Source organism: Chryseobacterium sp. 27AL (assembly GCF_057815395.1).
This window is the reverse complement of sequence record NZ_JBYRIW010000003.1, coordinates 89150-115214: the sequence shown is the minus strand read 5'-3', so window position 1 is coordinate 115214 and position 26065 is coordinate 89150. Positions and strand designations below refer to the sequence as shown.

The window sequence follows — 26065 nt, the reverse complement described above, 5'->3', positions numbered from 1 at the left end:
ATTATTTTTTTAATTATTCATTATTTTTAATTCTCTCCAAAACACATCTTTATGTAAACCAAATTCTGCCACCAACAAGTTGTTGATATAAGGAATTTCAGCGAGCTGATAGGATTTCTTTTCGAAGATTCTTTCCAGATATAGCTTTCGGTAGGTGTTGTCTTTTAATTCTTCTTCCCAGCTGATGTTTCCCAGTTCGAGATCAAATCCGACTGCTGAATAATGGAAGCGTATTAAAATATTTTCCAGTAATTTAATCAAACGATCTTCGGGATCGGCCTGTTGCAAAGCCAGAATGATCTGCGGTACAAATCTTAAGGATAAATCTGCAGATAAGATGGCTGAAACATCTCTCTTTCCATTGAAAGGCGGAATTAATTTGTTTAAATCCTTTGCCGTATTTTCTCTTATTAAATACAGCTGGGCACTGTGATACAGAATTTTTGCAGCCCAGATTGCAGCTTCTTTGTCATAGCTGATGGTATCGGATAAAAACTCCAGCCGTTCTTTTTCAAATTCGGTTTCCAGATATTCGGCGGCATCATTTTCTTCTTTCCGGGAAATTTCCTGAAGTTCTGTGAAAATAGTGATGCATTCTTCTTGTCGAAGCAGAAATAAAGTGTCTAAAAACGGCGATTGGGCTTTCATGATGTAACAAAAATAGAATTATTTCTTTGAGAATAAAACTTTTTAATGCTGATTGGTTTATTATTTTAATAAATCTATCTCAACGAATATCACCTGAGTTAGCGATAGCATTATATTGCAATAGCGTCGGGCATTAGCCCGACATTTCAAATAATGAACAAATAAAGGCTTTAGCCGAAACTTATAATAGGTTTCGACTAAAGCCTGTATGGTTTTTTATTCATTAAATGGGTTAAAGCCCATTCCTATTGATATTACAAACTTCCCCTACCTCCAAATTGAGATTAATTGATTTTCTAATACAAAAAGAGCTTTACCTAATCCGTAAAGCTCTTGTGTGTTTATATTTTTATGTAACGACGGCTATGTCTTAAAAACTTTTCCAAGCAGATTCCAGTGCCAGCTCCATCATCGGTTTCAACGCTCTTTCCCTTTCGTCGGCAGAGATCTTTTCATGCGTTGGGATGATATCGGTAACGGTAAGAACCGTCGCTGCATTTTTGCCTAAATGTTTCGCATTGGCAAATAATCCGAAGGCTTCCATTTCTACCGCGGGGCAGTTGTATTTTGTCGCGATTGCAGGTACCGCAGGATCTTTCCTGTAGAAAATATCGCTGCTGTGAACATTGATGGCTTTTGTCTTTAACGAAAGTTCTTCTGCTGTCTTGTTAATAGTATCATAGATATTTCCCTGGTGTGGAAGTATTTCATCTTCTATTTCCCAGGCATATTTGGCATAGGTACTTTCACTGGCTGCGTTTTCAACATTTAAAATATCAAAAAGCTTCAGGTCGGTACTGTAGGCACCACAGGTTCCAATTCTGATGATCGTGTCTACGTCATATTCTGTGAATAATTCAAAAGAATAGATCCCAATGCTCGGAAAGCCCATTCCACTGGCGCCAACGGTGATTTCTTTTCCTTTATATAATCCTGTATAATAGAAAATACCTCTCGTTTTGCTTACCAGTTCGGCATGTTCAAGATATTTTTCGGCGATAAATTGTGCACGAAGTGGATCTCCCGGCTGCAATACGACTTTGGCAATATCTCCTTTGTTTGCACTAATGTGAATACTCATAACTTTATTTTCAGTGTGACAAAGATAACAAGAAAATATTTTTTGCGGCTCCGGCAACGAAAACTTTTAAGTTTTAACATTAAGGAATTAAGGAGTCTGTCTTATTTTTTTGCTTAAGAAACTTAATATCTTAATGTTGAAATTTAAGATAAACAAAGTTTATTGGGTTAAGTTAATTAAGCATAATGATTGCTTGGTCTGTAATTTTCCTGTAAGGCAAGATAACAAGAAAATATTTTTTGCGGCTTCGGCAACGAAGACTTTTAAGTTTTAAACATTAAGGAATTAAGGATTGATTCCTTTTTTGGCTTAAGAAGAACTTAATATCTTAATGTTGAAATCTAAGAATAAACAAAGTTTATTTGATTAAGCAAATTAAGTATTATGTAATTTCCTGTGGGGAAATATCAAGAATATATTTTTCGAGGGAGTCGTTATTTTTTATGCGGAATCGCTTTTGTTGTGAAGATGCTTTCGCAGATTGAGCGGATTGTACAGATTTTTTTTCAGATCTGCGTAATTACCAAGATCTGCGGGAACTTATTTTTCAGGTAAATTTAAAAAGACCTTACTTCATTTATCTGGTTAAGCAAATTAAGATTTACTGCTTCACTTTTCTTTTCTTATAGTGGGTAAGATAGATGCCTTTCTCCGAGTTTTTTGAAAAATTGGTCCCGAATTCCCAAAACAAACGGGCATTTTCCCTGGCTTTTTCGTTGGTGAAGTTTTCGTATTCGATTCTGTAAATAGAACTGAACAAGCGGGAACGCCCAACCCCGTGATGACAATGAATAAGAACAGGATAATTTCCCGGATCATCCATGATTTTCAAAAACTTCTGTACCGTGCTGTCCTGAGGGATCTGGTCGGTGGGTAAGTTATAATAATGGAGACCTGCAATTTTATCCGCTGCAAATTCTTCGGCATTTACCTGCTTTTTTGTTTCCGGATTTAAAGCGGTCTGTACCAGGCCGTCGCGTAAATCGACAATGGTTTTTATTTTGTGATCGCTTACGAAATCCGCCAATTTTTCCGGAGGAACAGCGCCCGAATTATAGACCTTGTTTTCTGATATCGTAACGAGATTATAACGCACTTTTTTCTGATATAATACAAATGCAAGAATCAGCACCGCTAAGATCACTAATGAAATTATCATTCTTTTAACAATATTATTTTTAAAACTCAGATTCATAATCTCTTTGAAATACAATTCGATCGTGCGAATCTACAATCTTTTTTTTAAGAAGAGAACAAAAATATACTGTTGATTGTAATATCTACGCCCTCTATACATTCCTGAGAATTTATTTGCTTAGCTGCGTCCCGGTCATGCTGTAATTTGCTTTCATTTTTTTTCTTTTAAAAATTTTCTTATTTTCGTTTCTCTTAAAAAAAACACAAGGTTTTATATCAATTAGTATTAACATAAAATCAAAAATGATGGGATTAACAAATTTGAACTCCACCCATTTGAGCAGTACAAAGATTACTGCGGCACAGGATGCCATTGCATTACTTGAAAGTGCACTTGCTGAAATTACAATCAATCTTTCTGCGGCTGACCGTAAAAAATATGGCAGCATCAATGAACAAAACAAGCTGTTCGTCAACAAAGTTCACGACTACTTTCAAAATCAGCCAAACCTCAGCTCTCCTGATGTCGACTGGGCCGAATTTGAAAGGGATTACACTTCCCGAAACCATATGGAAGGAATGATCAGCAGGCTTGAAAGCATCATTACAAGGCTGAACAACGCTAAAACTCTCCATGATTTTGATAATTATCAATATGCACTGGATGACTATTCTTTCACAGCTTACAGAGCAGGAACTGCGGCAGTGGGATTCGAAGACAAGTTTAGAGATCTGAAACAGTTCTTCGCCAAACCTACTCCACCCGAATCCGATTCGTCAACCAAAGAAAATAAAGAGAAAAAATAATATTAAATACCCCTTCGATTAAAACGGAGGGGTATTTTTATACTCTTAACTAACGTTTACTTCTCCCGACATGTGTTTGGATGGTCGGGAGACGTTGTTATGGGTTGCGATACGTCTTTCACGGGTCCAGCGACGTCTTTTAGGGCTCCGGTGACGTCTTTTATGGGTCCGGCGGCGTTCTTTACCCATCGCGAGACGTCTTTCACGGGTCCGGAGACGTTGTATAACGTGTTCTGAGACGTCCAAGACCCCGTTGGAGACGTCGATAACCCCGCCGGAGAGGTAACGAACGTGTCGAAAGGGGTTATACAACGTGTCGGAACCCTTACAGAACGTGTCTGGACCGGTCCGGAACGTGTCGCGATACGTTCGGGACGTGTCGGGAGGGGTTGGGAACGGTAAGTTTGTTTTTAAAGGACACGAGCGGGACGCTCGCGCCAGCGGTGCTTTTATGTAAATCTGAATTTAGGTTTTGGCTAAAGCCAAACGAGTTTGACTTATAAAAAACGGGCTGAAGCCCGTTCCTACTGAAAATATTATTACAATAAAAAAGTGCCTGCATTGCTGCAGACACCTCAACTCAAACTTCTTCTTACACATTGATCATTATATTAACACCATCATCTTTAATTTATTGTGTGTAATCATCAATTTTCGAATATTGTTAATTAAAATTCGAACTCACCAATGAGAATACCATCCTCATTTCTTCCGTTTTCTTTTTGATTCTGGAACACTACTATTTTTCTTTCCTGTTTACCGGTCGCATAATTGATGTAAATTTCCGCCATAATGGCTGTCGGACCAGCAATTCCTACCTGTCTTTCCCCAAAGAAATTGGTCTGGATCTTATATTTTCCTTTCAGTGCTTTTTTCAGGAGAAACTGTTCGGGGCCGAAGCCTCTGGTAAAATCGTCACTTAATCTGCCCCCGATTTCTGTTTCCTTATTTGAATAATAGCAGCGTTCATTGTTGGGATCGGTTACCCAGAGATCGATATCCGTATCATCTTTGTTCCAGTTGATCACAACGCGGATGTTTACCGGAAGATCTGCCATGATTTTTGGATTGATATTGTTAAGATTCAATTGTTTTCCATGATTTGCGATAAGCTGATTGATTTCCATGATAATAATTTCTTCAATTCCGTTGTCGCGATCGGCCAGCTCTTTTGTATAAGATTGGGTAAGCACTTTATACAGATTATAAAGAGCAGCCTGGTAATTTCCGTTGTCTTCAAAAGCCAGTGCAACGTCCCTGTAACTTTGAGGATCAAAAGGCCTCCATTCCAACACTTTCTGAGCTGCGAAAAGCTCTTTGTCATACACTTCCGCCTGCTTTAGTTTATAGGCTAATAATTTATAGAGTTCTTCATTCTCCAGATCAAGGTCTGCAATAGCGCTCAATACTTTCAGTCCAAGTTTCTTGTCATTATTTTTAAATAAAAGCTGTGCAACATCGAAGTAATATTGAGGAAGGTTCTCATATTCTTTTCTGTTTTGAAGATAGATGCCATAAATGGTTCCAGGATCATTTTTCCCGCTGAAGAGCTTCATATATTCCGCTTTCGATTCTACCTGAATGGTGGTGATTCTTCCGGGATTGATGAGCGCAGCGCTGTTTGAATATTCATTTCTGTATCCGACCTGAATTCCTGCAACTCTTCCTTGAAGTGCCTGAGGTGTATTTGATGCGATATAAGTCATTTCCTTTAGACTCATTTGTGCCTCGCGTCTTCTTTCAGAAACTGCTGATGTCTTCGCTTGTCCAAGCCCGGTTACCACTACTTCTTCAAGATCATTTTCTCTTGCCGTATCACTTCTTGAAACCGATGTAGGCGTAGGATATCGTTTTGGTTTTGGGGTATATTCTTTTTTCCACCATGCCTTCAGGTTTTCAGTCATTATTTCGGCTTGCTCCATCAGATCTTTCAGCCTTGCCTCTTTGGCAGTCCTGTTGTTTTTAACCATCGCATCAAACTGTGTTTTAAGCTCCAATGGCGGCGTGATATCATATCGTACATAGTCTTCAACATTTTCGAGAACCATCAAGCTCATGTTGCTGCTGACCAGGCCGAACTGCTGGCTCAGGTTTTTAATTTCGTCTTTATTTTGCTTTGAAAAGATTTCCAGTTCGTTAAGCTTTTTCTGTGCCCAGAACGCTGAGATTTCCCAATCTTTCACAGCTTGCTCCTGTGCATTTAAAGTAATAATCCTGGTTTCGGTGACTTCATTCCCATAACCGAATTTTGCTTTAAGGCTTGTCTGATTTCCATTTAAAATTCCGGTCAGCACAAAATCCTGTGAAATGGTTTGAGACATTGAGGGATATATTTCAGAAACGGCTGAATTACTTTCAATTCCTAAGAACTTCAGCGGTTTAAAAAGTAGTTTTCTCACTTCTTTTTTGGGATCACTCTCATTTAAATTTAAAAATCCTCCCTTTGTTTTGTTGCTGATGTACTTCAACTGATTAAAATTGGCCGTGTTGGATGATGAGATGGTATAAGTGGGCTTATTCCAAATTATTTTCATTTCGCCAAAAGATGATATTCCGTCTGTAAAGAACAGGATTTCGTCTTCTTGCAATGGTTTTAATTCTCCGAAATCAGTTCCCCCATCGTAAGAAATTTTTGATAAATAAGATTTGAGTTCATTCCAGTTTCCATCTGTTATTTTAAATGTTTTTCCTTTATCGAATGTATTGCTGATGAAATATGTTTTTACGGTAACATTTGTATTGGCTTTAAAATATTCATCCAGCAGTATAAATTCTTTGGTATGGTCGCGGTTCTTGCCGCTCAAGGAATTATCCCAAACCACAGCAAGCTGATTGGGCAGCTTTTTGGCTCTTTCATTCGGAAGCACATTCAGATTGGCCAGAAAATACGAAGAATTACCGGAAGCCGGCTGCATCAGAATGTTCTGACTGCCTTCACGTTGCGGAAAATTGATCTTCAGATTATTTCCTGGTCTGTAATTGATTTTATGGATTTCTGCGGTCCAAACATTCCCCTTTTGTACAAAATTATATTCTCCATCCGGTTTTTCTTCCAGTATGGGAGTTTCCGTATTCTGAAAGACTGTCGTTTTAATGATAAATTCCGGAATTTGCTGCGTATAATTTAGCGGCAAAAAGTATTGATAAACATTCCCGGATTTCTTTAGTTCATCATGATAGGTAATCTGCAGGGTTCTTTCGCCTCCGTTCGGAGCGATGGGATATACCGTTGTCCGGAAATTATTTCCTTCCACTTTTTCCAGCACACCGGGATCAACATTTCTTTTTTTAATGGTTTCATAAACCTCCTTGGCTTTTTCTTTTTCTACCGGAACCGCATTTCTAAGTTTTCCGTTAATATCGAGTGCATAACCGCTTGCGCTGATTCCTTCCGGAAGCGGAAAGGTAACCCGCCCCTCTCTCAGACGCCCGGAATTGTTCTTTAACACCATCGTGATGGTATTGGTAGAAATTTTCCCTACGATTTTTGTCTCAATCTGTAATTTCTGAAGGATAACCTGATCACTATTTTTATATCCTCCTTTACCATTGGCTATTTCAATCTTTGGAATCTGGGTAAGGAAGAAAACCGGCAAAAATAAAAGAATTTGTATATACAGCCTTTTCATAGATTTTGTATTTCATTGTTCTACAGATATAGATGCATGAAAACGAAAAAAGGTTGGAAATTTATATTAATGCTAAATTCATTGAGAGATTATGAGTACTGTCATAAAGCGAAAAAGCCTGTTGTCTCTAACTTTGAATAATTAGTCATCCACTTTTTGCAGCTTATTTTATTTTGAGAACTCTTCTTTTTTTAAAGGAGAGTTTTTTTTTTTAAACAGATTAAGTATTATGACTAAAATCTTCCAAGCAAACTTATATTGCCACCGAAGCCTGTATTTATTATAGAATTTTTAATATCAACCCCGCTCAGAAATCAAAATCTTTTGGTTCACCGTTCAGTTCTCTGCCTTTCAGGATTGCTTCTTTCCAATTTTTTCCAATATCCATATAAATTTTAAATTGTTGCTTTTCTCTTTCTGTACCGAGTGAAATTCCTAACTGATGGGTCGCCTTATATTTTTGGAAAGCCAAGGGTAAATGCTCTATGATCTTTTTTGATCTGTAACTTTCTACTGCTCTGTTTAAAGCGACGCGATAGTCGTTATGGGCTTCTATGGGAATTAATTCATCTTTTATCTCGGACAGATATTGCAGATTCTCATCTGCTCTTTCATTTTCATAAGTACGATGATGTTCGGTTCCTTTTAAGTATTCTGTTATGAGTTTACTGGTCTGTTTATCCTCTATAAGCTGTGCTAAAGCTATATGTAAGCTGGTATCAAAAATATTCATGTAGGGCTTTTCTAATTCCGGATCTTTTACATAGGAATTAGGAGGGGAATGCTTCCGGGAATCTTCAATACATAAATTTTGATAAAATTTCTCTTTTTTACCCCGAATATCGGGAAGAGTAAGAAGGACTCCATTTCCTGTTTTCCCGTTATGAAAATCATACCATTCGGGAAAGTTTCGGTTTTCGTTATCGGTTTCATAAGCTTCTTTTATTTCATCATAATTCTGCCAGTCCTGCAACCAGTCTTGTTCAGGCTCCACATTGTTTTGTGAGAGGTATTGGCAATACCAGTCTACCTCCTGTCGGGTAATTGGAGGTATAAAAGAACAATTGAGTATATCTTCTTCCCATGCTCTAAAGTCAAAACTGATTTCTACTTCTTTTATTTCCAGTTGCTCGGCCCTCCAAAGACATTGTGCATCAAAAAGCTTTTTTTGTTGTATAATGGAGAGGTGTTCGAATGCGGCATCAATCCATTCGTTTTGTTTTTGCTCATTTAATTTTTGGTACATTTCTCCCCATTTCAAACCGGATGCTTTCATGTTAGCATAGGCATTACAGAAACTTTCTATTGAATATTTTTGATACACCTTGCAGTAATCCTGTACGGCAGGGTTTTCCATGAGTTCTTTTGTCCATTGCTCACAAAATTGGTGGTAATCTGTTTTTTTTTCTTCGTTCATTGTTTTTTAAAAAAATTAGCAATTATGGATAAAGTTAAAAATTAAAACTTTTGCATTATTTACAGATCTCAACTTACTCAAATTTATTTTAATATTTCACCTTCAACATACTGAATAACAGTAATAAAAATACAGACAGACATATCGCTTAATGGGAATAGCAGTTTAAATATCTCAGAGCTTTAATACAAATCCATTTAGCTCTACATTTTTTGCAGGGATTTTATTTTATCTGCATTTTCATCATATACTCATCCATAACATTATTGAGAAGAGACTTCAGAAAGATTTGAGTGATGGTCAGACTGCTATGTCCCAGCATTTGTGATATCGCCTGCAATAGAAGATTCTCTAAACCGCATGAGTCGCAAAACTGTGTCTTGATACATAATAATTCTATAAAATCAGCGGAATAAAAATCTGCTTTTCAACTCCGCACATTGTCAATAAAATTTTTTACGGAGTTTCGATCTAATTCCATCAAGTATAAGTCAGCCTTATATGATTCATGCCATCTATAATCTTTTTTATGACGAATAATTTTAAATCCGTTGTTCAGGTATCTATGGTAGTTTTCAGCACTACATTTTATTAAAATTCTATCTGTTCTGATATAATTTATTATTTGATTTACAAAGAAAACCTCATAGTAATCACGCAAGTGTTTGTATTCAAAAAACTCGTATAATAATTCAATATAAGCTACTTCTTTATTTTTTTTAATTTCTAATTTATATCCTCCAATTAAACAGATATTGTTATTTACTTCCACGCAATATAATCTGTCAACAGACTCAATCTGTTCATTCACAAAATCTTCTGCATCATTTTCTTCAAAATAGTATGGAGTATTTATTAAATTTTGCACTGCTAGTTTAGAATCTTTTTTTTCATACTTTCTAAAGGAGTAATTATTTGACATAATATTGGTAAAACTATATACATTATTTTTGCTTGCTTTTATTGTAAAGCAGAAAACTTACGAAAAATTAAAACAACCCATTTTAGGGTATTATAAGCCAAAATTTACTTGCAAATTATGTGCAAATAAAAAAGAGCTACAAACGAAAACGTTGTAACTCTCTGATTTTAGCGTGGTCCCACTTGGGCTCGAACCAAGGACCACCTGATTATGAGTCAGGTGCTCTAACCAACTGAGCTATAGGACCGCAAAATTGGTTAAATTTTGTGACTGCAAAAATAACAAAATTTCTCGCACTACAAAATTTTTTATTGCTTTTCTTGACAAAGTTCTACCAGTACTCCATTGGTAGATTTAGGATGAAGAAAGACAATTAATTTATTATCAGCTCCTTCCTTCGGCTCTTCAGAAATAAATTCAAATCCTTCTTTTTTTAATCTTTCAATTTCTTTTATAATATTTTCCACCCCGAAAGCCAGATGATGAATCCCCTCACCTTTCTTATAAATAAATTTTGAAACCGGGCTTTCTTCTTTGCTCGCCTCCAAGAGCTCAATTTTACTCTCTCCCGCAGCATAGAAGGAAGTCGTGACACCTTCTCTTTCTACAGATTCTTTTTTGTATGATTCTTTTCCTAAAAGTTTTGTGAAAAGCTCATCGGAAATTCCTAAAGATTTTACGGCGATACCGATATGTTCTAATTTCATAAATATTTTATCTAATTAAATTGTAAATTTGATAAAGCTTCAAATTTTCAAAGGATCAATTCAAACAAAAGTACTAAATTTGCACCACTTATGGAGAGTAACAGACAACGAAAAGTAGCACAGATTATACAGGAAGATTTCGCAGAACTTTTCCGCAAGCAGGCTGCAGAAAGCAGACAAAGTATTTTAGTATCGGTTTCCGATGTGAAAGTGACCGCAGATCTTGGTATTGCTAAAATTTATTTAAGCATATTTCCGCAGGAATTCCGCGCAGCTGTGATGAAGGAAATTGAGGAAAACAAAGCACAGTACAGAAATTTTATCGGCCAGAAAATGGCAAAGCAGGTACGTGTAATTCCTAACCTTAATTTTTATCTGGACACTACTCTCGATGATGTTGAAAAATTAGACCGTGAGCTAAGAGGCGAAGGTGATAATCCTATTCTGTAAAAATTGAAAAACATTGCATTTTATATCGCTTCGAGATACCTTTTAGCAAAAAAAGGCAGTACTGCCGTTACGTTCATTACGTGGCTGGCCGTGGGAGCCATGACGGTTGCCGTCACTGCAATGTTTGTCATTATCTCCGTTTTTTCAGGGCTGGAAGATCTCAACAAAGAGCTGATTTCCAACCTTCATGCTGATCTTACCATTAAAAGCTCTTCAGGAAAGACACTGAAAGATTTTGATAAAATCAATTCGATTCTGAAAAACAATAAGGAAATCAGCAATTTTTCAAGACTGATTGAAGAAAAAGTCTACATTAGTTACAATGGCAAAGGCGACATCGCTTACCTGCGAGGTGTTGATTCTGCCTACACGAAAGTAAACCCCATTGACAAAGATATTTTCTACGGATCTTACCCGGGCTTCAAATATTCTAATGAGGTTTTGATGGAAAATTCGCTGGATAACAGACTTTCTATTCCGGTATCTTCGGATTCAGGATATGCCACTATTTTCATGCCCAAGCCAGGAACAGGAATCATTAATAAAGAAGAAGATATTTATAATAAAAAAGACATCCTCGTAACAGGGATTTTTCCGGGAAAAGATCAGTTGGATAATTATATCATTTCACCCATTGAGCTTACCGAAGAATTATTAAACCTTCCTAAACATTCGGCTTATCAGATTGTTATCAAGCTTAAAAATCCTGACAATTCAAACACGGTAAAGCAACAGCTTCTTTCTTCACTGGGAAAAAACGTTGAAATCAAAACCAAAGAAGAGGAAAATGCCGCTTTCTGGAAAATGATTAATACCGAAAAGCTGTTTATTTATTTAATTTTTGCTCTGGTTATATTTATAACAACTTTTAATCTGGCTGGTGCGATCATTATCTTACAGATTGATAAAAAGCAACAGGCAAAGTCTTTAATATCGCTAGGACTTCCTTTAAGCCATCTGCGACAAATTTATTTTTACACAGGAATTCTTATTGTCGTTCTGGGAATTATTTCAGGATTGATCATCGGGACTGCTCTCTGCTATTTTCAGCAATATACAGAGTTCTTTAAAGCGAATGACGTTTTACCTTTTCCTATTAAAATTGTGGGTAAAAATTATCTGATCGTTTCCTTTACTGCAGCTATCTTTGGCATTGGTATTTCATGGATATTCTCTAAAATCGGCAAAGACTACATTACCAAAAATTAATATTCACAAGTACAATTTTTTTTTACTTTTACCGACCAAATTTAAAAAAAATGAAACGTACATTATTCTCATTATTAATGAGTTTTGCATTTATTCATGCATTTGCTCAAATCCCTACCGGATATTATGATGGCACTATCGGTCTTTCAGGAGCCGCATTGAAAACCAAACTGAGCCAGATCATCACAAGCGGACATGTAGATCACGGTTATGGAGGGCTGTGGACAGGCTATGAAACAACAGACCGCGATAATATCGCAGGAATTCCCGGCTACGAAAATGACGGAACCATTCTGGATATGTATTCTGAAAATCCTAACGGATCCGATCCTTATACATTCACTTATTTTACAAATCAGTGCGGAACTTATGGTGTAGAGGGAGATTGCTACAACAGGGAACACATTGTTCCACAAAGTCTTTTCAACAGTACTGCACCCATGGTTTCAGATATTCATTTCATCAGACCGACCGACGGAAAAGTAAATGGGATGAGATCAAACTATCCATTCGGAATTGTGGGAAATTCAACGTTCACGTCTCAGAATGGGTCAAAAGTAGGAAATTCTGTATCGCCAGGATATTCAGGAATTGTTTTCGAACCCATCGATGCTTTTAAAGGAGATGTAGCAAGAATGATTTTTTATTTTATAACAAGATATGAATCTCAGCTTTCCGGATTTTCTACAGGGAATATGTTGGGAGGTTCTGCTTTCCCCGGATTACAGACGTGGGAACTTAATCAACTCTTGATCTGGAATACTTTAGATCCGGTTTCACAGACAGAAATTGCCAGAAACAATGCATCTTACGCCTATCAGGGAAACAGGAATCCATATATTGATCACCCCGAGTATGTTAATGAAATTTGGGGAACTCCCGTTATAGATACGGAAGCACCAACAGCACCCACCAATTTGGCAGCAAGTAACCCTACAACAAATTCAATTTCTCTAAGCTGGACAGCTTCTACAGACAATCTGGGTGTTGCTGCTTATGATGTTTATAAGGATGGTGTTTTAAACACAACAGTGACAGGAACTACTACCATAGTGTATGGGTTGATGCCTTCAACAACTTACAACTTTTATGTGATTGCTAAAGATACAAGTGGAAACCCTTCAGCACAAAGTAACGCAGTTACAGAAACAACTCTTTCAAGTGGTCAGACAGGAACCGTTTGTGGAACAGAAAATTTCACCAACATTCCTGCAAGCGCAAATAATTACACAACCAGAACATGGACTAGCAACGGTATTACCTGGAATGCAACTGATGCAAGAACAGATCAGACTATTAACGGAAAAGCCATTACCATCAGAGAAGGATATTTGTTGAGCTCAGCAATTTCGACTGGAGTTCAAAGTCTGACGGTTACCACACAGTTAAAATTTTCAGGATCGAACAGTGCATTAATCGTTGAAGTAAACGGAATTCAGGTGGGAACCATTCCTTACAGCTCAGCGGTAGGAACATTCACTATCAATAATATTAATGTCACAGGAAATGCAACCATTAAACTCATCAATCCTGTTTCTTCAAACAGAGTAGCCATTGATGATGTAAGCTGGACGTGCGCCGGGGTACTTGGAACTGCTGAAAATTCTAAAAATAAAGACAACTTTTCCATCTATCCTAATCCCGTAAAAAACAATGAGCTATTTGTAAAGGGTGAAAATCTTAATAAAATTTCAAAAGCACAGATCTATGATTTTTCAGGAAAATTAATCGAAACCATTGAAAATCCTTTTAAACATTCAAATAAAATAAATCTTAAGGGACTTTCAAAAGGAAATTATATCCTTAGAGCAGATTCATATTCAGTAAAATTCATTGTCGATTAAATCTTAAAATATTTTTATAAAGGCCGGCTTTTGTCTAGTTATGGTCGGAAGAAATTCCGACCATTTTTATGTTTTGAAAACCTTGGCAGGGTCACCACCTGCAAAAAGGATTAGAATGGCAGTAATCATATTGCAAAGTTCCATGGTAATGCGTCTCTTTGCCGTTTTGTATCCTAAGTCGTTTGCTTCCAGATAGGTTTTCCGGTGTACAGTTTTACCTTACTGTCTTTAATAACTTTCCAGCCATCCCATTCTACTGGACTTTCCGGTTTAAGAAAAGATTCGATCTCTTCAAATTTTCTGTTTTCTTTGGAGCGAACAATAAATTTTAGATCTTTTTCTTCAAATTCTTTTATGGTTCTGGTGGATTGTAAGCCCCGGTCTATGATATAAATATTATCGTGGTGTTCTTCTTTTTTTATCTGCTTCAAAATAGCCTCAGCAAGAGCATTGTCTTCTGGCGAATACTTTTGTTCCGTAAAAATCTCTACTGCCGAGGGTATTAAGTTATATTTTTCGATTTCGGCCCTGGAATAAAGTTCCGAAAATTTTCCGTACATCTGTTAGCTTTTGTCCGGTCTTTTTTTTAATTTTATCGTATGGATTCCAACAAAAAATTAGGCCTGATCGGAAGAAACATATCGTATTCTTTCTCTAAGAAATTCTTTGAGGATAAATTTCAGAAACTGATGCTGAAAGGCTATTCATATAATATTTTTGATTTAAATGAAATTGAGGAAGTGAATAACCTATTTTCCGTTCCGGAGCTTTTAGGATTTAATGTGACTATTCCTTATAAAGAAAAAATCATCGATTATCTGGATGACCTCAGTGATGAAGCCAAGATAATTGGTGCAGTAAACTGCGTTTTAATTGAAAACGGAAAGAAAACAGGTTACAACACAGACGCTTTCGGATTTGAAAAAACTTTACTTCTTCATAAAAAGCCTTATCAGAATTCAGCAATAATTTTAGGAAATGGCGGAGCTGCAAAAGCTGTAAAATATATTCTGGATAAAAATAATATTCCTTCAGTTACTGTTTCCAGAAAAACAGAAATCAATTATGAAAATCTGGACGAGAAAACTGTTGAAGATCACAAAATAATCATTCAGTGTACTCCTGTAGGAACGTTCCCTAACGTGGATGATTGCCTTGAATTTCCTTTCGACGGTATTACGAAAGAACATTTGATCATTGATTTAATTTACAATCCGAATTACACCCAATTTATTATCAAAGCATCAGCAAAAGGGGCCAAAACGGTGAACGGATATTATATGCTGGAACAGCAGGCAGAAAAAGCCTGGGAAATTTGGAACTTTCAAAAAAAATAACATAAATTAGTGCTATATTAGCTTTTTGCTATATATTTAGAGGATATTAATGCCACTCACAATAAACGATTTGCTATGATTACAGAAAACAATCTTTCTGAAAACGAGGAAAACAAAAATTCTAATCCTAAATCTTTGGAGGAAACTTCAGAAAATGTTGTACCTCAGGATGATCACGTTCAAAACGAAGAAAATGAACATGATGAAGAACCCGAAGAAGTAGACATCTCTCTGGCTGATGCTTTGAAGGAAATGGAAAAAATCATCAATGCTCCTAATGCTGGTGAGGATTTCAAAAAATTCAATCAGCTCAAAGAAAAAGCAAGTCATTATATCCACGATGAAGTAGAAGATAAAAAGCACGAATATACAGATGCAGGAAATGCACCTGAAAATTTCAGTTATGAGCATCCGTCTCAGGCAAAATTTTCAGCTTTGGTAAACATTTTCAGAGAAAAGCATGATGCTTACCAAAAAGGCCAGGAAGAAGAACAGAAAAAGAATCTTGAGCATCGTCAGAATATTATTGAAAGACTTAAAAATCTTTACACGAACTCCGAACCGGGAACCAATCTTTTCAAATCAATCAGAGAAATTAAAGAAGACTGGTCCAATGCCGGTCAGGTTGCAAAATCTGAATTTAAAATTCTCAACAATAATTATTTCCATCATCTGAACCAGTTTTACCAGATGCTGGATCTCAACAAAGAATTTCTTGAGCAGGAATACAGCCACAATCTTGAAAAAAGACAGCATATCATCGAAAGGGCAAAACAACTTGAACATGAGCCTGTCATTCAGAAAGCGCTTAACGAGCTGCAGTATCTTCATAAGCTCTGGAAAGAGGAAGCAGAGCCGGTAGCAGAAGAATTCCGTGAAAAGACCTGGGAAGAATTCAAGGAAATTTCCAATAAGATTCATGAAAGAAAATCTGAGCTTTCCGCAGCAATTGAAACAGAGCAAAATGAAAATCTTGAGAAGAAAAATCAGATTATTGCTGAAATAAAAAAGCTTTCAGAACCATCTGAAAATCCAAACCACAACTATTGGCAGAATGCGATCAAAAGGGTTGAAGAGCTAAGATCAGAATTCCTGAAAACAGGTAGTGTTCCAAGAAAACTGTCTAATCAGAACTGGAATGATTTTAAAACTACATTAAGAGCTTTCAACACAACAAAGAATTCTTATTATAAATCCTTAAAAGGTTCTCAACAAGCCAACCTTGAGGAAAAATTAAAACTGATCCAGACGGCTAAAGACAATCAGAACAATGAAGAATGGGACATTGCTGTTCCTTTATTTAAAAAGCTACAGGAAGACTGGAAGAAGATCGGACACGTTCCGAAAAGTATGACCAATAAAATCTGGGACGAATTCCGTGATGCCTGCAACGCATTCTTTAATAATTACAGAGAAAAAAGCAACGCTTCTACCGATAACTGGAAAGAAAATTATAAAAATAAGAAAGTTCTGCTTGACGAGTTGAAAACGGTTACCAATGAAGAAGGAAGCATCGAAAGAATTGAAGCTATAAAAACAGCCTGGAATAATATCGGAAAAGTTCCGAGAGATAAGATTTCAATCAATACGGAATTCAACAAAACATTAAGAGAAAAGCTTAAATTAAACAAAATCAATGAGCTGGAGCTTAAAGAAGAAGGGTTGTCTGAAAATCAGCTAACCGATAAAGCAAGAAAGATGAAAAGCCAGATCTCTGATCTTGAAGCGGAAATCGTAAAATTAGAAAATAACCTTTCTTTCTTTAAAAATCCGTCAAGAGAAAATCCTTTACTAAAGGAAACATTTGACTCAATTGATGAGAAAAAGGCTCATTTAGAAACTTTAAGACAAAATCTTCACAGCATTATTGCCGGAGAATAATATAAATTAAAAATTAATAAAGCGGAGCAAAGCAATTTGTCTTCGCTTTTTTCATTCAATATGCAAGACGAATTTTATATTAAAAGATGTATTGAGCTTGCCAGTAAGGCGATAGGGAAAACATATCCGAATCCACTGGTAGGAAGTGTAATTGTACATCATGATAAAATTATTGGTGAAGGCTATCATCATAAAGCCGGTGAAAATCATGCGGAAATCAATGCTATTAATTCCGTTGAAGACAAATCTCTCATTCCGGAATCAACAATCTACGTTTCTTTGGAACCCTGTGCCCATTACGGGAAAACCCCTCCGTGCGCTTTGAAAATAAAAGAACTGGGATTTAAAAGAGTCGTTATCGGAGCGATGGATTCTCATGACAAAGTAAACGGAAAGGGCAAAAAAATCATTCAGGATGCAGGAATAGAAGTAATTTCAGGAGTTCTTGAAAAAGAATGTGTAGCGCTTAACAAAAGATTTTTTACCTTTCATGAAAAGAAAAGACCTTATATTATTCTGAAGTGGGCGCAGTCCGGTGATGGATTTATAGATAAGGATTTCAAACCGTTTTCAATTTCAAATTCTTTGGTCAATCAGTTTGTTCATCAGTTGAGAGCCGATGAACACGCCATTCTTGTAGGAACACAAACTGCGCTGAATGATAATCCCAGCCTCACGGTAAGAAATGTAGAAGGGATAAATTCGGTAAGAATATTAGTCGATTTCGATCTGAAGGTCCCTGCGGATTTTAATATTTACAATACTAAGGCGAAGACAATTGTCATTAATGCTACAAAAGAAGAGATTCAGGATCATATTTATTTCATTAAAATTAATAAAGAAAATTTTCTTCAGGACCTGATGAATGTTTTATATAAAGAACAGATTCAATCGTTGATCATTGAGGGCGGCAAATTTACGCTGCAACATTTCATTGATGCGAATTTATGGGATGAGGCCATTATTATTAAAAATGAAAATCTTAAGCTTGAAAAAGGGACAAAAGCACCAATCATTTCCCATCATAAGCCCGTCAGGAATGAATTATTCAGAGACAATATTGTTGAATTTCACACATTGAATCCTTAATAGTTTAATAATCAAAGCTTAACACATTTTTCCTGTTTTTTAGATATTCTTTCAAAAATTTTACCTTTGAGTAATAATTCAATAATTCGAGCAGATCATTTTCCTACAATTAAATATGTTCAATTTTAAAACAATAGAATACCCGGTTGAAAATACTTTATTAAAAGAAAAAGGAAGCAAGTTCATTGGTTTTGCTTTTCCGGTGAATAATGAAGACGAACTGAAGAATGCATTGGAAAAAATACGCGCCGAACATCCGAAGGCCACCCATCATTGTTATGCCTTCAGAATGGGACTGAATGGAGAAAACTACCGTGCTAATGACGACGGCGAGCCTTCAGGAAGTGCGGGATTACCTATTTACAATCAGTTACTTGCTCACGAAATAACAAATATTCTTGTAATTTCCGTACGATATTATGGAGGAACAAAGCTTGGCGTTTCAGGATTGGTAAAAGCCTACAAAGAATCGGCAAAGATCACCCTCGAGGAAGCCAATATTATTACTAAGGAACTGGAAACTGTGGTTGAAATTCAGTTTAACTTTAATCAGCAGAATCTCATTTTTACACTCCTTTCAAAATATGATGCAAAAGTCATTAATTTTGATGCTGATGAGCAATGTGTTGTCACAGCATCTCTAAAATTGTCACAAAAAGAAAACATCTCAGACAAATTGTCCGAGATGCAGTATATAAACTTTAATTTTAAGAATTAATCTCTTCTGCCTCCCATAAGGAGTGATAGCCAGTATAAAAGCTGTGCGAGAGAGCCTATTGCAGCAATCACATATGTTCTTGCCGCCCATTTCAGGCTATCTTTTACGCCTACATATTCTTCAGTGGTCACAGTGCCGGTATCACGCAGCCATTTCATAGCTCTGTTGCTGGCATCGTATTCTACAGGAAGCGTTATAAATGCAAAAAGAGTCGTGAAAGCAAACATGATTACTCCTATTGCCAAAACCAATCTGTTTCCGGTAGGATTTTCAATGGATTGTGTAGCCACCATAATCATAATACCTGCAATAATAACAAACTGCATTAAATTCGAACTGATCTGCACAACAGGCACCAGTTTAGATCTTAATTGCAGCATAGAATATCCCACCTTATGCTGTACAGCATGTCCGCATTCATGCGCAGCAACTGCCGCTGCCGCTGCATTTCTCTGCATATAAACCGCTTCAGAAAGATTTACCGTTTTATTTTCAGGGTTGTAATGATCTGTCAATTGCCCCGGAACTGATATCACCTGGACATCATGTATTCCGTTATCTCTCAGCATCTTTTCCGCCACCTCTTTCCCGGAAAGCCCATTCCGAAGGTGCACCTTTGAGTAATATTCAAATTTCGACTTCAACCTGGAGGAAACCCACCAGCTTACAAGCATGGAAATTCCAATGATTATATAATAACCTATCATTTTATTAACTTTACAATATATTTTCACCCGTTATGATGTAAAAACTGTGCCAAAGTATTACATTTAATTGGTTATATTTGCTGATTAATTTGCCTTTCAAAACTATGTCTAAAGTTTCAGTAATTGAAGTAAAAACAACGGATGAGTTGAAGCTATTCGTAAGATTTCCTATGGATCTGTACAAAGACAATCCGTATTTTGTACCATCATTTATTAATGATGAACTCAACATTTGGAATCCGAAAGAAAATCCGGCGCTGCAATACTCTGAAGCGAAACAGTTTCTGGCATACAAAGATCATAAAATCGTAGGAAGAATTGCGGTAATGATCAATCACAAGGAAGAGCGAGAGCTTGGAATAAAAAAAGTACGTTTTGGATGGATTGATTTCATTGACGATACCGAGGTGTCAAAAGCATTGATCGATACAGCTATAGAATATGCAAAAGGAAAAAATATCGACAAAATAGAAGGGCCGATGGGCTTCACCAATCTGGACAAAGCAGGAATGCTGACACTCGGTTTTGACAAACTGGCAACGATGATCGGAATTTACAACCATGAATACTACCCGAAACATCTTGAAAATTTAGGTCTGACAAAAGAAAAAGAATGGGTAGAATTTGAAATCATGTTCCCAGATTCTTTACCGGAAAAAATTTATAAATTTAACGAGCTTATTTCTCAAAAATACAAACTTAAAGTTTTAAGATTTAAATCAAAAGAAGAAATCCTGCAATACGTTGACGCCATGTTCGACCTCCTCGACGAAACGTATAAGCATTTATCTACTTACACTCCAATATCAGACGAACAGAGAAAAACTTATAAAGAAAAGTATTTTAAACTGATCGATAAAGATTTCATTATCTGTATTGCCGATGCTGACAACAATCTTGTTTCTTTTGCGATTACGATGCCTTCCTATTCCAAAGCGCTGCAAAAATCAAAAGGTAAATTATTCCCGTTTGGCTGGTGGCACTTTTTACAGGCAGGCAAAAAAAATGACAGGGCCAATTTTTATCTTATAGGCATTCACCCGGATTACCAAAGACGCGGTGTAACATCAATTATTTTTAAAGAAATCTGGGATATTTTCAATAAAAAAGGAGTAAAATATCTGGAAACAAATCCGGAGCTTGAGGAAAATAAAAGCATTCAACTGCTGTGGCAGGATTACCATCCTGTAAATCACAAAAGAAGACGTACGTATTCTTTAGACATCAGATAATTTTTAATCTTAAAAAAGTAGACTTATTTGTCTTGATCTATGAAAACTCATCTCATTATATTCGGAATTTTAATTGCAGGATTTATTATATTCAATATTTTTCTGCAGTCAGGGAACGACAGAACGGATACTGCCGTCAATATTATTTACGCAAGTGTATTGTTTGCATACATTTCTTTTATGGCATTTTCTCTTCTTAAAAAAATGAAGAAATAGCGCTATTTTTATTCATTCTAAATTATCAGTTTTCTTCATTTTGAAGCGACTTTTAACCCGATAAATTTCATGCTTTCTTGTTTATTCGCTAAATTTGCAAATTGAGATAATAATGCAAAAATGAATTTACCTGAAAGTTATATTCCAATCCTTATACAAGCAGGTGTTGCGATAGGGTTCGTAGCCATTTCTTTGCTTGGAGCGCATTTTTTAGGTCCTAAACAGAAAAAAGGAAACTCTGTAAAAAACCAAAGCTGGGAGTGTGGAGTCCCGGTAGAAGGAAATGCAAGAACACCGTTTTCCATTAAATATTTTTTGACTGCGGTATTATTCGTACTATTCGATATTGAAATCGTATTTTTTTATCCCTATGCTGTAAACTTCAGAGAATTCGGAATGGAAGGATTCCTGGCAGTACTCACATTCGTGGCGATTTTTTTCATGGCATTTTTCTATGTCTGGAAACGTGGCGCTCTGGACTGGGATAAATAACGAAATAGAAAATTTAAATAAGAATTTTAGACAGTAAAAATCTTTGTAAAACTAACATTAACACTGATTTTCAATCTAAAAAGTAAATCTTAAATCAAAAAAATGTCAGATAACAAACCAGTAATAAGAACAGATGCACCTGCTCCGGAAGGATTTGAAGGAGAAGGGTTTTTCGCAACGAAACTGAGCAGTGTAATCGGGATGGCAAGAAAGTTTTCTCTTTGGCCGCTACCTTTTGCAACCTCTTGTTGTGGTATCGAGTTTATGGCGACCTTAAACCCAACGTATGATGCTTCAAGATTTGGTATGGAAAGAAACTCTTTCTCACCGAGACAGGCAGATATGTTAATGGTTTGCGGAACTATATCTAAAAAATTAGGACCTGTCCTAAAAGAAGTTTACACTCAGATGGCAGAGCCGAAATGGGTGGTAGCAGTTGGAGCCTGTGCTTCCAGCGGTGGTATTTTTGATACCTATTCTGTATTACAGGGTATCGATAAAATTATCCCTGTAGATGTTTACGTTCCGGGATGCCCTCCGAGACCAGAGCAGATCATAGAAGGTGTAATGCAGGTTCAGGCTTTGGCTGAAAGCGAAAGCATCAGAAGAAGAGACATGCCTGAATACCAGAAATTATTAGATTCTTACAACATTAGTAATTAATGGAAATGACAAACGAATTTGTATTAGAAGCAATCACAAGAGAATTTCCGGAATCTGTAATCTCTAGTTCAGAGCCTTACGGAATGTTGACCATCGAAGTAAAGAAGGAAGATCTGAAGAAAATCGTTCATTACCTCAAAGATTCATCATTAGAAATCAATTTCCTGACAGATGTTTGTGGGATTCATTATCCTGAGTTTCCTGAAAAAGAAATCGGAGTAGTTTATCATCTTCACAATATGATGACGAATTTCAGATTGCGTCTGAAAATCTTTATGTCCAGAGAAAATATCGAAGTTGATTCTTTAGTAGAATTATATGCCGGAGCCAACTGGATGGAAAGAGAAACCTATGATTTCTTCGGAATTAAATTTAAAGGTCATCCTGATCTGAGACCTATTTTAAATATGGAAGATCTTGGATACCACCCCATGTTGAAGGAATATCGTCTGGAAGACGGAACCAGAACCGATAAGGACGATGCAATGTTCGGAAGATAAAAATATAAATGATTAATGATGATTGATTAATGATCAATTATCGCTTATCGATTATCAATTATATATTATGAAAGATAACTCATTATCTAATATACTAAACCAGTACGACAGTAAGGAGCAAATTGACGGACAGTTATACACCCTCAATTTAGGGCCTACTCACCCTGCAACGCACGGGATTTTCCAGAATATCTTAACGATGGACGGAGAAAGAATCCTTCACGCCGAGCAAACCGTGGGATACATCCACAGAGCATTTGAGAAAATTTCCGAGAGAAGAAACTACGCTCAGATCACTACCCTTACCGACCGTATGAATTACTGTTCTGCGCCTATCAACAATTTAGGTTGGCACATGACTGTGGAGAAGCTAATCGGCGTTGAAGTTCCAAAGCGTGTAGACTACATGCGTGTCATTTTAATGGAATTAGCAAGAATCGGTGACCACCTGATCTGTAACGGTGTGACGGGAATGGACTCTGGAGCAATTACCGGCCTTACTTATATGTTCATCGAAAGAGAACGTATTTATGATATGTATGAGCAGATCTGCGGAGCGAGAATGACGACCAATATGGGAAGAATCGGAGGCTTTGAAAGAGATTTCACTCCAAAATTCCATGAGTTGATTAAGGATTTCCTTAAAACGTTCCCGCCAAGATTTAAAGAATTCTGTACTTTATTGGAAAGAAACAGAATTTTCATGGACAGAACCATCGGAGCAGGAGCTATTTCTGCAGAAAGAGCATTAAGCTATGGTTTCACAGGTCCGAACTTACGTGCAACAGGTGTAGATTATGACGTGAGAGTTGCACAGCCTTATTCTTCTTACCAGGATTTCGACTTCATTATTCCAGTGGGGACATCTGGAGATACTTACGACCGTTTCATGGTCCGTCAGCAGGAAATCTGGGAATCAATCAAAATCATCAAACAAGCATACGAAAATCTTCCTGAAGGGCCGTTCCATGCGGATGTTCCTGATTTTTATCTTCCTGAAAAGGCTGATGTTTATCAAAAAATGGAAGCATTGATTTACCATTTTAAGATCGTAATGGGAGAAACGGATGTGCCGAAAGGTGAAGTTTACCACGCGGTAGAAGGTGGAAACGGAGAATTAGGATTCTATCTGGTGAGCGATGGTGGAAGAAGCCCTTACAGGCTGCACTTCAGAAGACCATGTTTTATCTATTATCAGGCGTATCCGGAGATGATTACAGGTTCTGTAATTTCTGATGCGATCGTGACCATGTGTAGTATGAATATTATTGCAGGAGAATTAGACGCATAACTGAAATTATAAATTTTAGATTAAAGATTTTAAAATTAATCTAAAGTAAGTGTTCAAGATAAATTATAAAAAATGATAAGATTTTTAGACCATGATTTTGCATCTAGAATCTAAAAATCTAAAATCTTTAAATATGAGCGAAACAATAGCTTTTAAACCGGAAAGTTTAGCACAGGTGCACAAAATGATCGCAAGATATCCTGAAGGCAGACAAAAATCTGCTCTTATTCCTGTACTGCATTTGGCACAAAAAGAATTCGGAGGATGGTTAGACGTTCCTGTGATGGATTATGTCGCAGAATTATTGAGTATTAAGCCAATCGAAGTATATGAAGTGGCAACTTTCTATACGATGTTCAATATGAAGCCGGTAGGTAAATATGTACTGGAAGTTTGCAGAACGGGGCCTTGCATGGTTTCGGGAAGTGAAAAAATCCTTAACCATATCAGAACCAAACTGAACATTAAAGACGGAGAAACGACAGAAGACGGAATGTTCACCTTAAAGCCTGCTGAATGCCTTGGCGCTTGTGGATATGCGCCGATGATGCAGTTAGGAAAATTCTTTCATGAAAATTTAACGATAGAAAAAGTAGACGAAATCCTTGATCTTTGCAGAGAAGGACAAATCGCTTTAGACTAAAATAAATTTTAAACTAATTAAAAAGGCGTGCAGCTGTCCCACTGAGCTTGTCGAAGTGCAAAAGCCATCGCTAAAAGCATATAACAATGAGTAAAAAACTTTTACTTAAAGACGCACATATAGAAGGAATCCGTTACTTTGAGACCTACCGTAAACAGGGAGGTTACACAGCAGCTGAAAAAGCCTTGAAAATGACACCGGACGAAATTCTTGAAGAAGTAAAAGCTTCGGGACTTCGTGGACGTGGTGGAGCAGGATTTCCAACCGGAATGAAATGGAGCTTCCTGGCAAAACCGGAAGGCGTTCCGAGACACCTGGTTGTAAACGCCGATGAATCTGAACCTGGAACTTTCAAAGACCGATATCTGATGGAATTTCTTCCTCATTTACTGATTGAAGGAATGTTGATTTCATCGTATTGTTTAGGTTCAAACACTTCTTACATCTACATTCGTGGAGAATATTCATGGATTCCGGACATTCTGGAAGAAGCCATCGAGGAAGCCAAAGCAGCAGGATTTTTAGGTAAAAATATTTTAGGAACCGGCTTTGATTTAGAAATCTATGTTCAGAGAGGTGCCGGAGCCTATATCTGTGGTGAAGAAACTGCTTTACTTGAGTCTCTTGAAGGAAAAAGAGGAAACCCAAGATTAAAACCGCCATTCCCGGCTGTAAAAGGGCTTTGGGAAAGACCAACAGTAGTTAATAACGTTGAATCCATAGCTGCAATTGTTCCGATCATTGATATTACAGGAGCCGAATACGCTAAAATCGGTGTTGGAAGATCTACCGGTACAAAACTGATTTCAGCTTGTGGAAACATTAATAAACCGGGAGTTTATGAAATAGACATGACCATTACAGTTGAAGAATTCATTTACTCTGACGAATATTGCGGTGGTATCAAGGACGGAAAAAGATTAAAAGCTTGTATCCCCGGTGGGAGCTCTGTTCCGATCGTTCCAGCCAATTTATTACTTAAAACTGTAAACGGAGAACCAAGATACATGAACTACGAATCGTTGGCAGACGGTGGTTTCGCGACCGGTACCATGATGGGTTCAGGAGGTTTTATCGTATTGGATGAAGACCAGTGTATCGTAGAACATACCATGACTTTAGCGCGATTTTATAATCACGAAAGTTGTGGACAATGTACTCCTTGTCGTGAAGGAACGGGATGGATGTACAAGATTTTAAAGAAAATCGAGAAAGGAGAAGGAAAAATGGAAGATATCGATCTGCTTTGGGACATCCAGAGAAAGATCGAAGGAAATACAATTTGCCCATTGGGTGATGCCGCGGCTTGGCCTGTTGCAGCAGCGATCCGCCATTTCAGAGATGAATTTGAATGGCACGTTAAAAACCCTGAATTGTGTTTAACACAAAATTACGGATTGGCTCATTATGCAGACCCAATTCCTACTGTTGAGAATAAAGCTTAA

Annotated in this window: 24 protein-coding genes and 1 tRNA gene; 15 read left to right on the top strand and 10 right to left on the bottom strand. The window is 36.9% G+C overall.

Annotated features, from left to right (window positions below):
- Positions 1-9: 9 nt before the first annotated feature.
- The 3 genes from AC3WV0_RS08035 to AC3WV0_RS08025 form a co-directional block, all read right to left on the bottom strand.
- A complete protein-coding gene (locus AC3WV0_RS08035; protein WP_488845523.1) occupies positions 10-648 on the bottom strand; it encodes a hypothetical protein in 639 nt (212 codons plus the stop codon).
- A gap of 370 nt (positions 649-1018) precedes the next feature.
- The gene (deoD, locus tag AC3WV0_RS08030) at positions 1019-1729 is read right to left on the bottom strand and encodes a purine-nucleoside phosphorylase (protein ID WP_488845521.1); all 711 of its coding nucleotides are present in this window, start codon (positions 1727-1729) and stop codon (positions 1019-1021) included.
- A 601-nt stretch (positions 1730-2330) separates the two neighbouring features.
- Positions 2331-2888 carry a dual specificity protein phosphatase family protein gene (locus tag AC3WV0_RS08025; protein WP_488845519.1) on the bottom strand — a complete coding sequence of 186 codons (558 nt, stop codon included), beginning with the start codon at positions 2886-2888 and terminating at the stop codon, positions 2331-2333.
- 281 nt (positions 2889-3169) lie between these two features.
- Between AC3WV0_RS08025 and AC3WV0_RS08020 the strand changes: the two genes are divergently transcribed.
- Positions 3170-3673, top strand: a complete 504-nt coding sequence (locus AC3WV0_RS08020; protein WP_488845517.1) for a hypothetical protein — start codon at positions 3170-3172, stop codon at positions 3671-3673.
- A 668-nt stretch (positions 3674-4341) separates the two neighbouring features.
- On the opposite strand, the gene AC3WV0_RS08015 is transcribed toward AC3WV0_RS08020, so the two are convergent.
- The 5 genes from AC3WV0_RS08015 to mce all read right to left on the bottom strand — a co-directional run bounded on the left by AC3WV0_RS08015 (position 4342) and on the right by mce (position 10348).
- On the bottom strand, positions 4342-7302 hold the full coding sequence (locus AC3WV0_RS08015; RefSeq protein WP_488845515.1) for a DUF2135 domain-containing protein: 2961 nt from the start codon (positions 7300-7302) through the stop codon (positions 4342-4344).
- Positions 7303-7609: 307 nt separating this feature from the next.
- Positions 7610-8719 (bottom strand): hypothetical protein, encoded by a 1110-nt coding sequence (locus tag AC3WV0_RS08010; protein WP_488845513.1) that lies wholly within the window; start codon positions 8717-8719, stop codon positions 7610-7612.
- A 427-nt stretch (positions 8720-9146) separates the two neighbouring features.
- The gene (locus tag AC3WV0_RS08005) at positions 9147-9641 is read right to left on the bottom strand and encodes a hypothetical protein (RefSeq protein ID WP_488845511.1); all 495 of its coding nucleotides are present in this window, start codon (positions 9639-9641) and stop codon (positions 9147-9149) included.
- A gap of 173 nt (positions 9642-9814) precedes the next feature.
- Positions 9815-9888: transfer RNA gene (locus tag AC3WV0_RS08000), tRNA-Ile, on the bottom strand.
- 61 nt (positions 9889-9949) lie between these two features.
- Positions 9950-10348, bottom strand: coding sequence for a methylmalonyl-CoA epimerase (gene mce / locus AC3WV0_RS07995; RefSeq protein ID WP_488845509.1), 399 nt, complete (start codon positions 10346-10348; stop codon positions 9950-9952).
- Positions 10349-10438: 90 nt separating this feature from the next.
- Between mce and rbfA the strand changes: the two genes are divergently transcribed.
- From rbfA to AC3WV0_RS07980, 3 genes are read left to right on the top strand one after another with little or no spacing between them, the layout of a single operon-like run.
- A complete protein-coding gene (gene rbfA / locus AC3WV0_RS07990) occupies positions 10439-10798 on the top strand; it encodes a 30S ribosome-binding factor RbfA (RefSeq protein ID WP_090000182.1) in 360 nt (119 codons plus the stop codon).
- Between the two features lie 3 nt (positions 10799-10801).
- Positions 10802-12007: an ABC transporter permease gene (locus AC3WV0_RS07985; protein ID WP_488845506.1), complete on the top strand. Its 1206-nt coding sequence runs from the start codon at positions 10802-10804 to the stop codon at positions 12005-12007.
- A 50-nt stretch (positions 12008-12057) separates the two neighbouring features.
- The gene (locus tag AC3WV0_RS07980; RefSeq protein ID WP_488845505.1) at positions 12058-13851 is read left to right on the top strand and encodes an endonuclease; all 1794 of its coding nucleotides are present in this window, start codon (positions 12058-12060) and stop codon (positions 13849-13851) included.
- 173 nt (positions 13852-14024) lie between these two features.
- Here the strand turns inward: AC3WV0_RS07980 and AC3WV0_RS07975 are convergent, their stop codons facing one another.
- A complete protein-coding gene (locus tag AC3WV0_RS07975; RefSeq protein ID WP_488845503.1) occupies positions 14025-14411 on the bottom strand; it encodes a transposase in 387 nt (128 codons plus the stop codon).
- 39 nt (positions 14412-14450) lie between these two features.
- Here AC3WV0_RS07975 and AC3WV0_RS07970 point away from each other — a divergent pair, with 39 nt between their 5' ends.
- The 4 genes from AC3WV0_RS07970 (at position 14451) to AC3WV0_RS07955 (ending at position 18876) form a co-directional block, all read left to right on the top strand.
- Positions 14451-15188 (top strand): shikimate dehydrogenase family protein, encoded by a 738-nt coding sequence (locus AC3WV0_RS07970; RefSeq protein ID WP_488845501.1) that lies wholly within the window; start codon positions 14451-14453, stop codon positions 15186-15188.
- A 75-nt stretch (positions 15189-15263) separates the two neighbouring features.
- Entirely contained in the window at positions 15264-17069 is a 1806-nt protein-coding gene (locus AC3WV0_RS07965; protein WP_488845499.1) for a DUF349 domain-containing protein, read from the top strand.
- Positions 17070-17129: 60 nt separating this feature from the next.
- Positions 17130-18158, top strand: coding sequence for a bifunctional diaminohydroxyphosphoribosylaminopyrimidine deaminase/5-amino-6-(5-phosphoribosylamino)uracil reductase RibD (gene ribD, locus AC3WV0_RS07960; RefSeq protein ID WP_488845497.1), 1029 nt, complete (start codon positions 17130-17132; stop codon positions 18156-18158).
- A gap of 115 nt (positions 18159-18273) precedes the next feature.
- A complete protein-coding gene (locus AC3WV0_RS07955; RefSeq protein WP_488845496.1) occupies positions 18274-18876 on the top strand; it encodes an IMPACT family protein in 603 nt (200 codons plus the stop codon).
- On the opposite strand, the gene AC3WV0_RS07950 is transcribed toward AC3WV0_RS07955, so the two are convergent.
- Entirely contained in the window at positions 18873-19583 is a 711-nt protein-coding gene (locus AC3WV0_RS07950) for a zinc metallopeptidase (RefSeq protein WP_488845494.1), read from the bottom strand. The genes AC3WV0_RS07955 and AC3WV0_RS07950 overlap by 4 nt on opposite strands.
- 104 nt (positions 19584-19687) lie before the next feature.
- Here AC3WV0_RS07950 and AC3WV0_RS07945 point away from each other — a divergent pair, with 104 nt between their 5' ends.
- From AC3WV0_RS07945 to nuoF, 7 genes are all read left to right on the top strand, one after another.
- Positions 19688-20815 carry a GNAT family N-acetyltransferase gene (locus tag AC3WV0_RS07945; protein ID WP_488845492.1) on the top strand — a complete coding sequence of 376 codons (1128 nt, stop codon included), beginning with the start codon at positions 19688-19690 and terminating at the stop codon, positions 20813-20815.
- Between the two features lie 336 nt (positions 20816-21151).
- Entirely contained in the window at positions 21152-21523 is a 372-nt protein-coding gene (locus tag AC3WV0_RS07940) for an NADH-quinone oxidoreductase subunit A (RefSeq protein ID WP_027380112.1), read from the top strand.
- Between the two features lie 102 nt (positions 21524-21625).
- The gene (locus AC3WV0_RS07935; RefSeq protein WP_047397471.1) at positions 21626-22186 is read left to right on the top strand and encodes an NADH-quinone oxidoreductase subunit B; all 561 of its coding nucleotides are present in this window, start codon (positions 21626-21628) and stop codon (positions 22184-22186) included.
- 5 nt (positions 22187-22191) lie between these two features.
- Complete coding sequence (locus AC3WV0_RS07930; RefSeq protein WP_090000436.1) at positions 22192-22686, top strand: NADH-quinone oxidoreductase subunit C; 495 nt, start codon at positions 22192-22194, stop codon at positions 22684-22686.
- A gap of 67 nt (positions 22687-22753) precedes the next feature.
- Entirely contained in the window at positions 22754-23977 is a 1224-nt protein-coding gene (gene nuoD, locus AC3WV0_RS07925) for an NADH dehydrogenase (quinone) subunit D (protein ID WP_090000173.1), read from the top strand.
- Between the two features lie 133 nt (positions 23978-24110).
- Complete coding sequence (locus tag AC3WV0_RS07920; protein WP_029298766.1) at positions 24111-24620, top strand: NADH-quinone oxidoreductase subunit NuoE family protein; 510 nt, start codon at positions 24111-24113, stop codon at positions 24618-24620.
- Between the two features lie 86 nt (positions 24621-24706).
- Positions 24707-26065: an NADH-quinone oxidoreductase subunit NuoF gene (gene nuoF / locus AC3WV0_RS07915; RefSeq protein WP_488845490.1), complete on the top strand. Its 1359-nt coding sequence runs from the start codon at positions 24707-24709 to the stop codon at positions 26063-26065.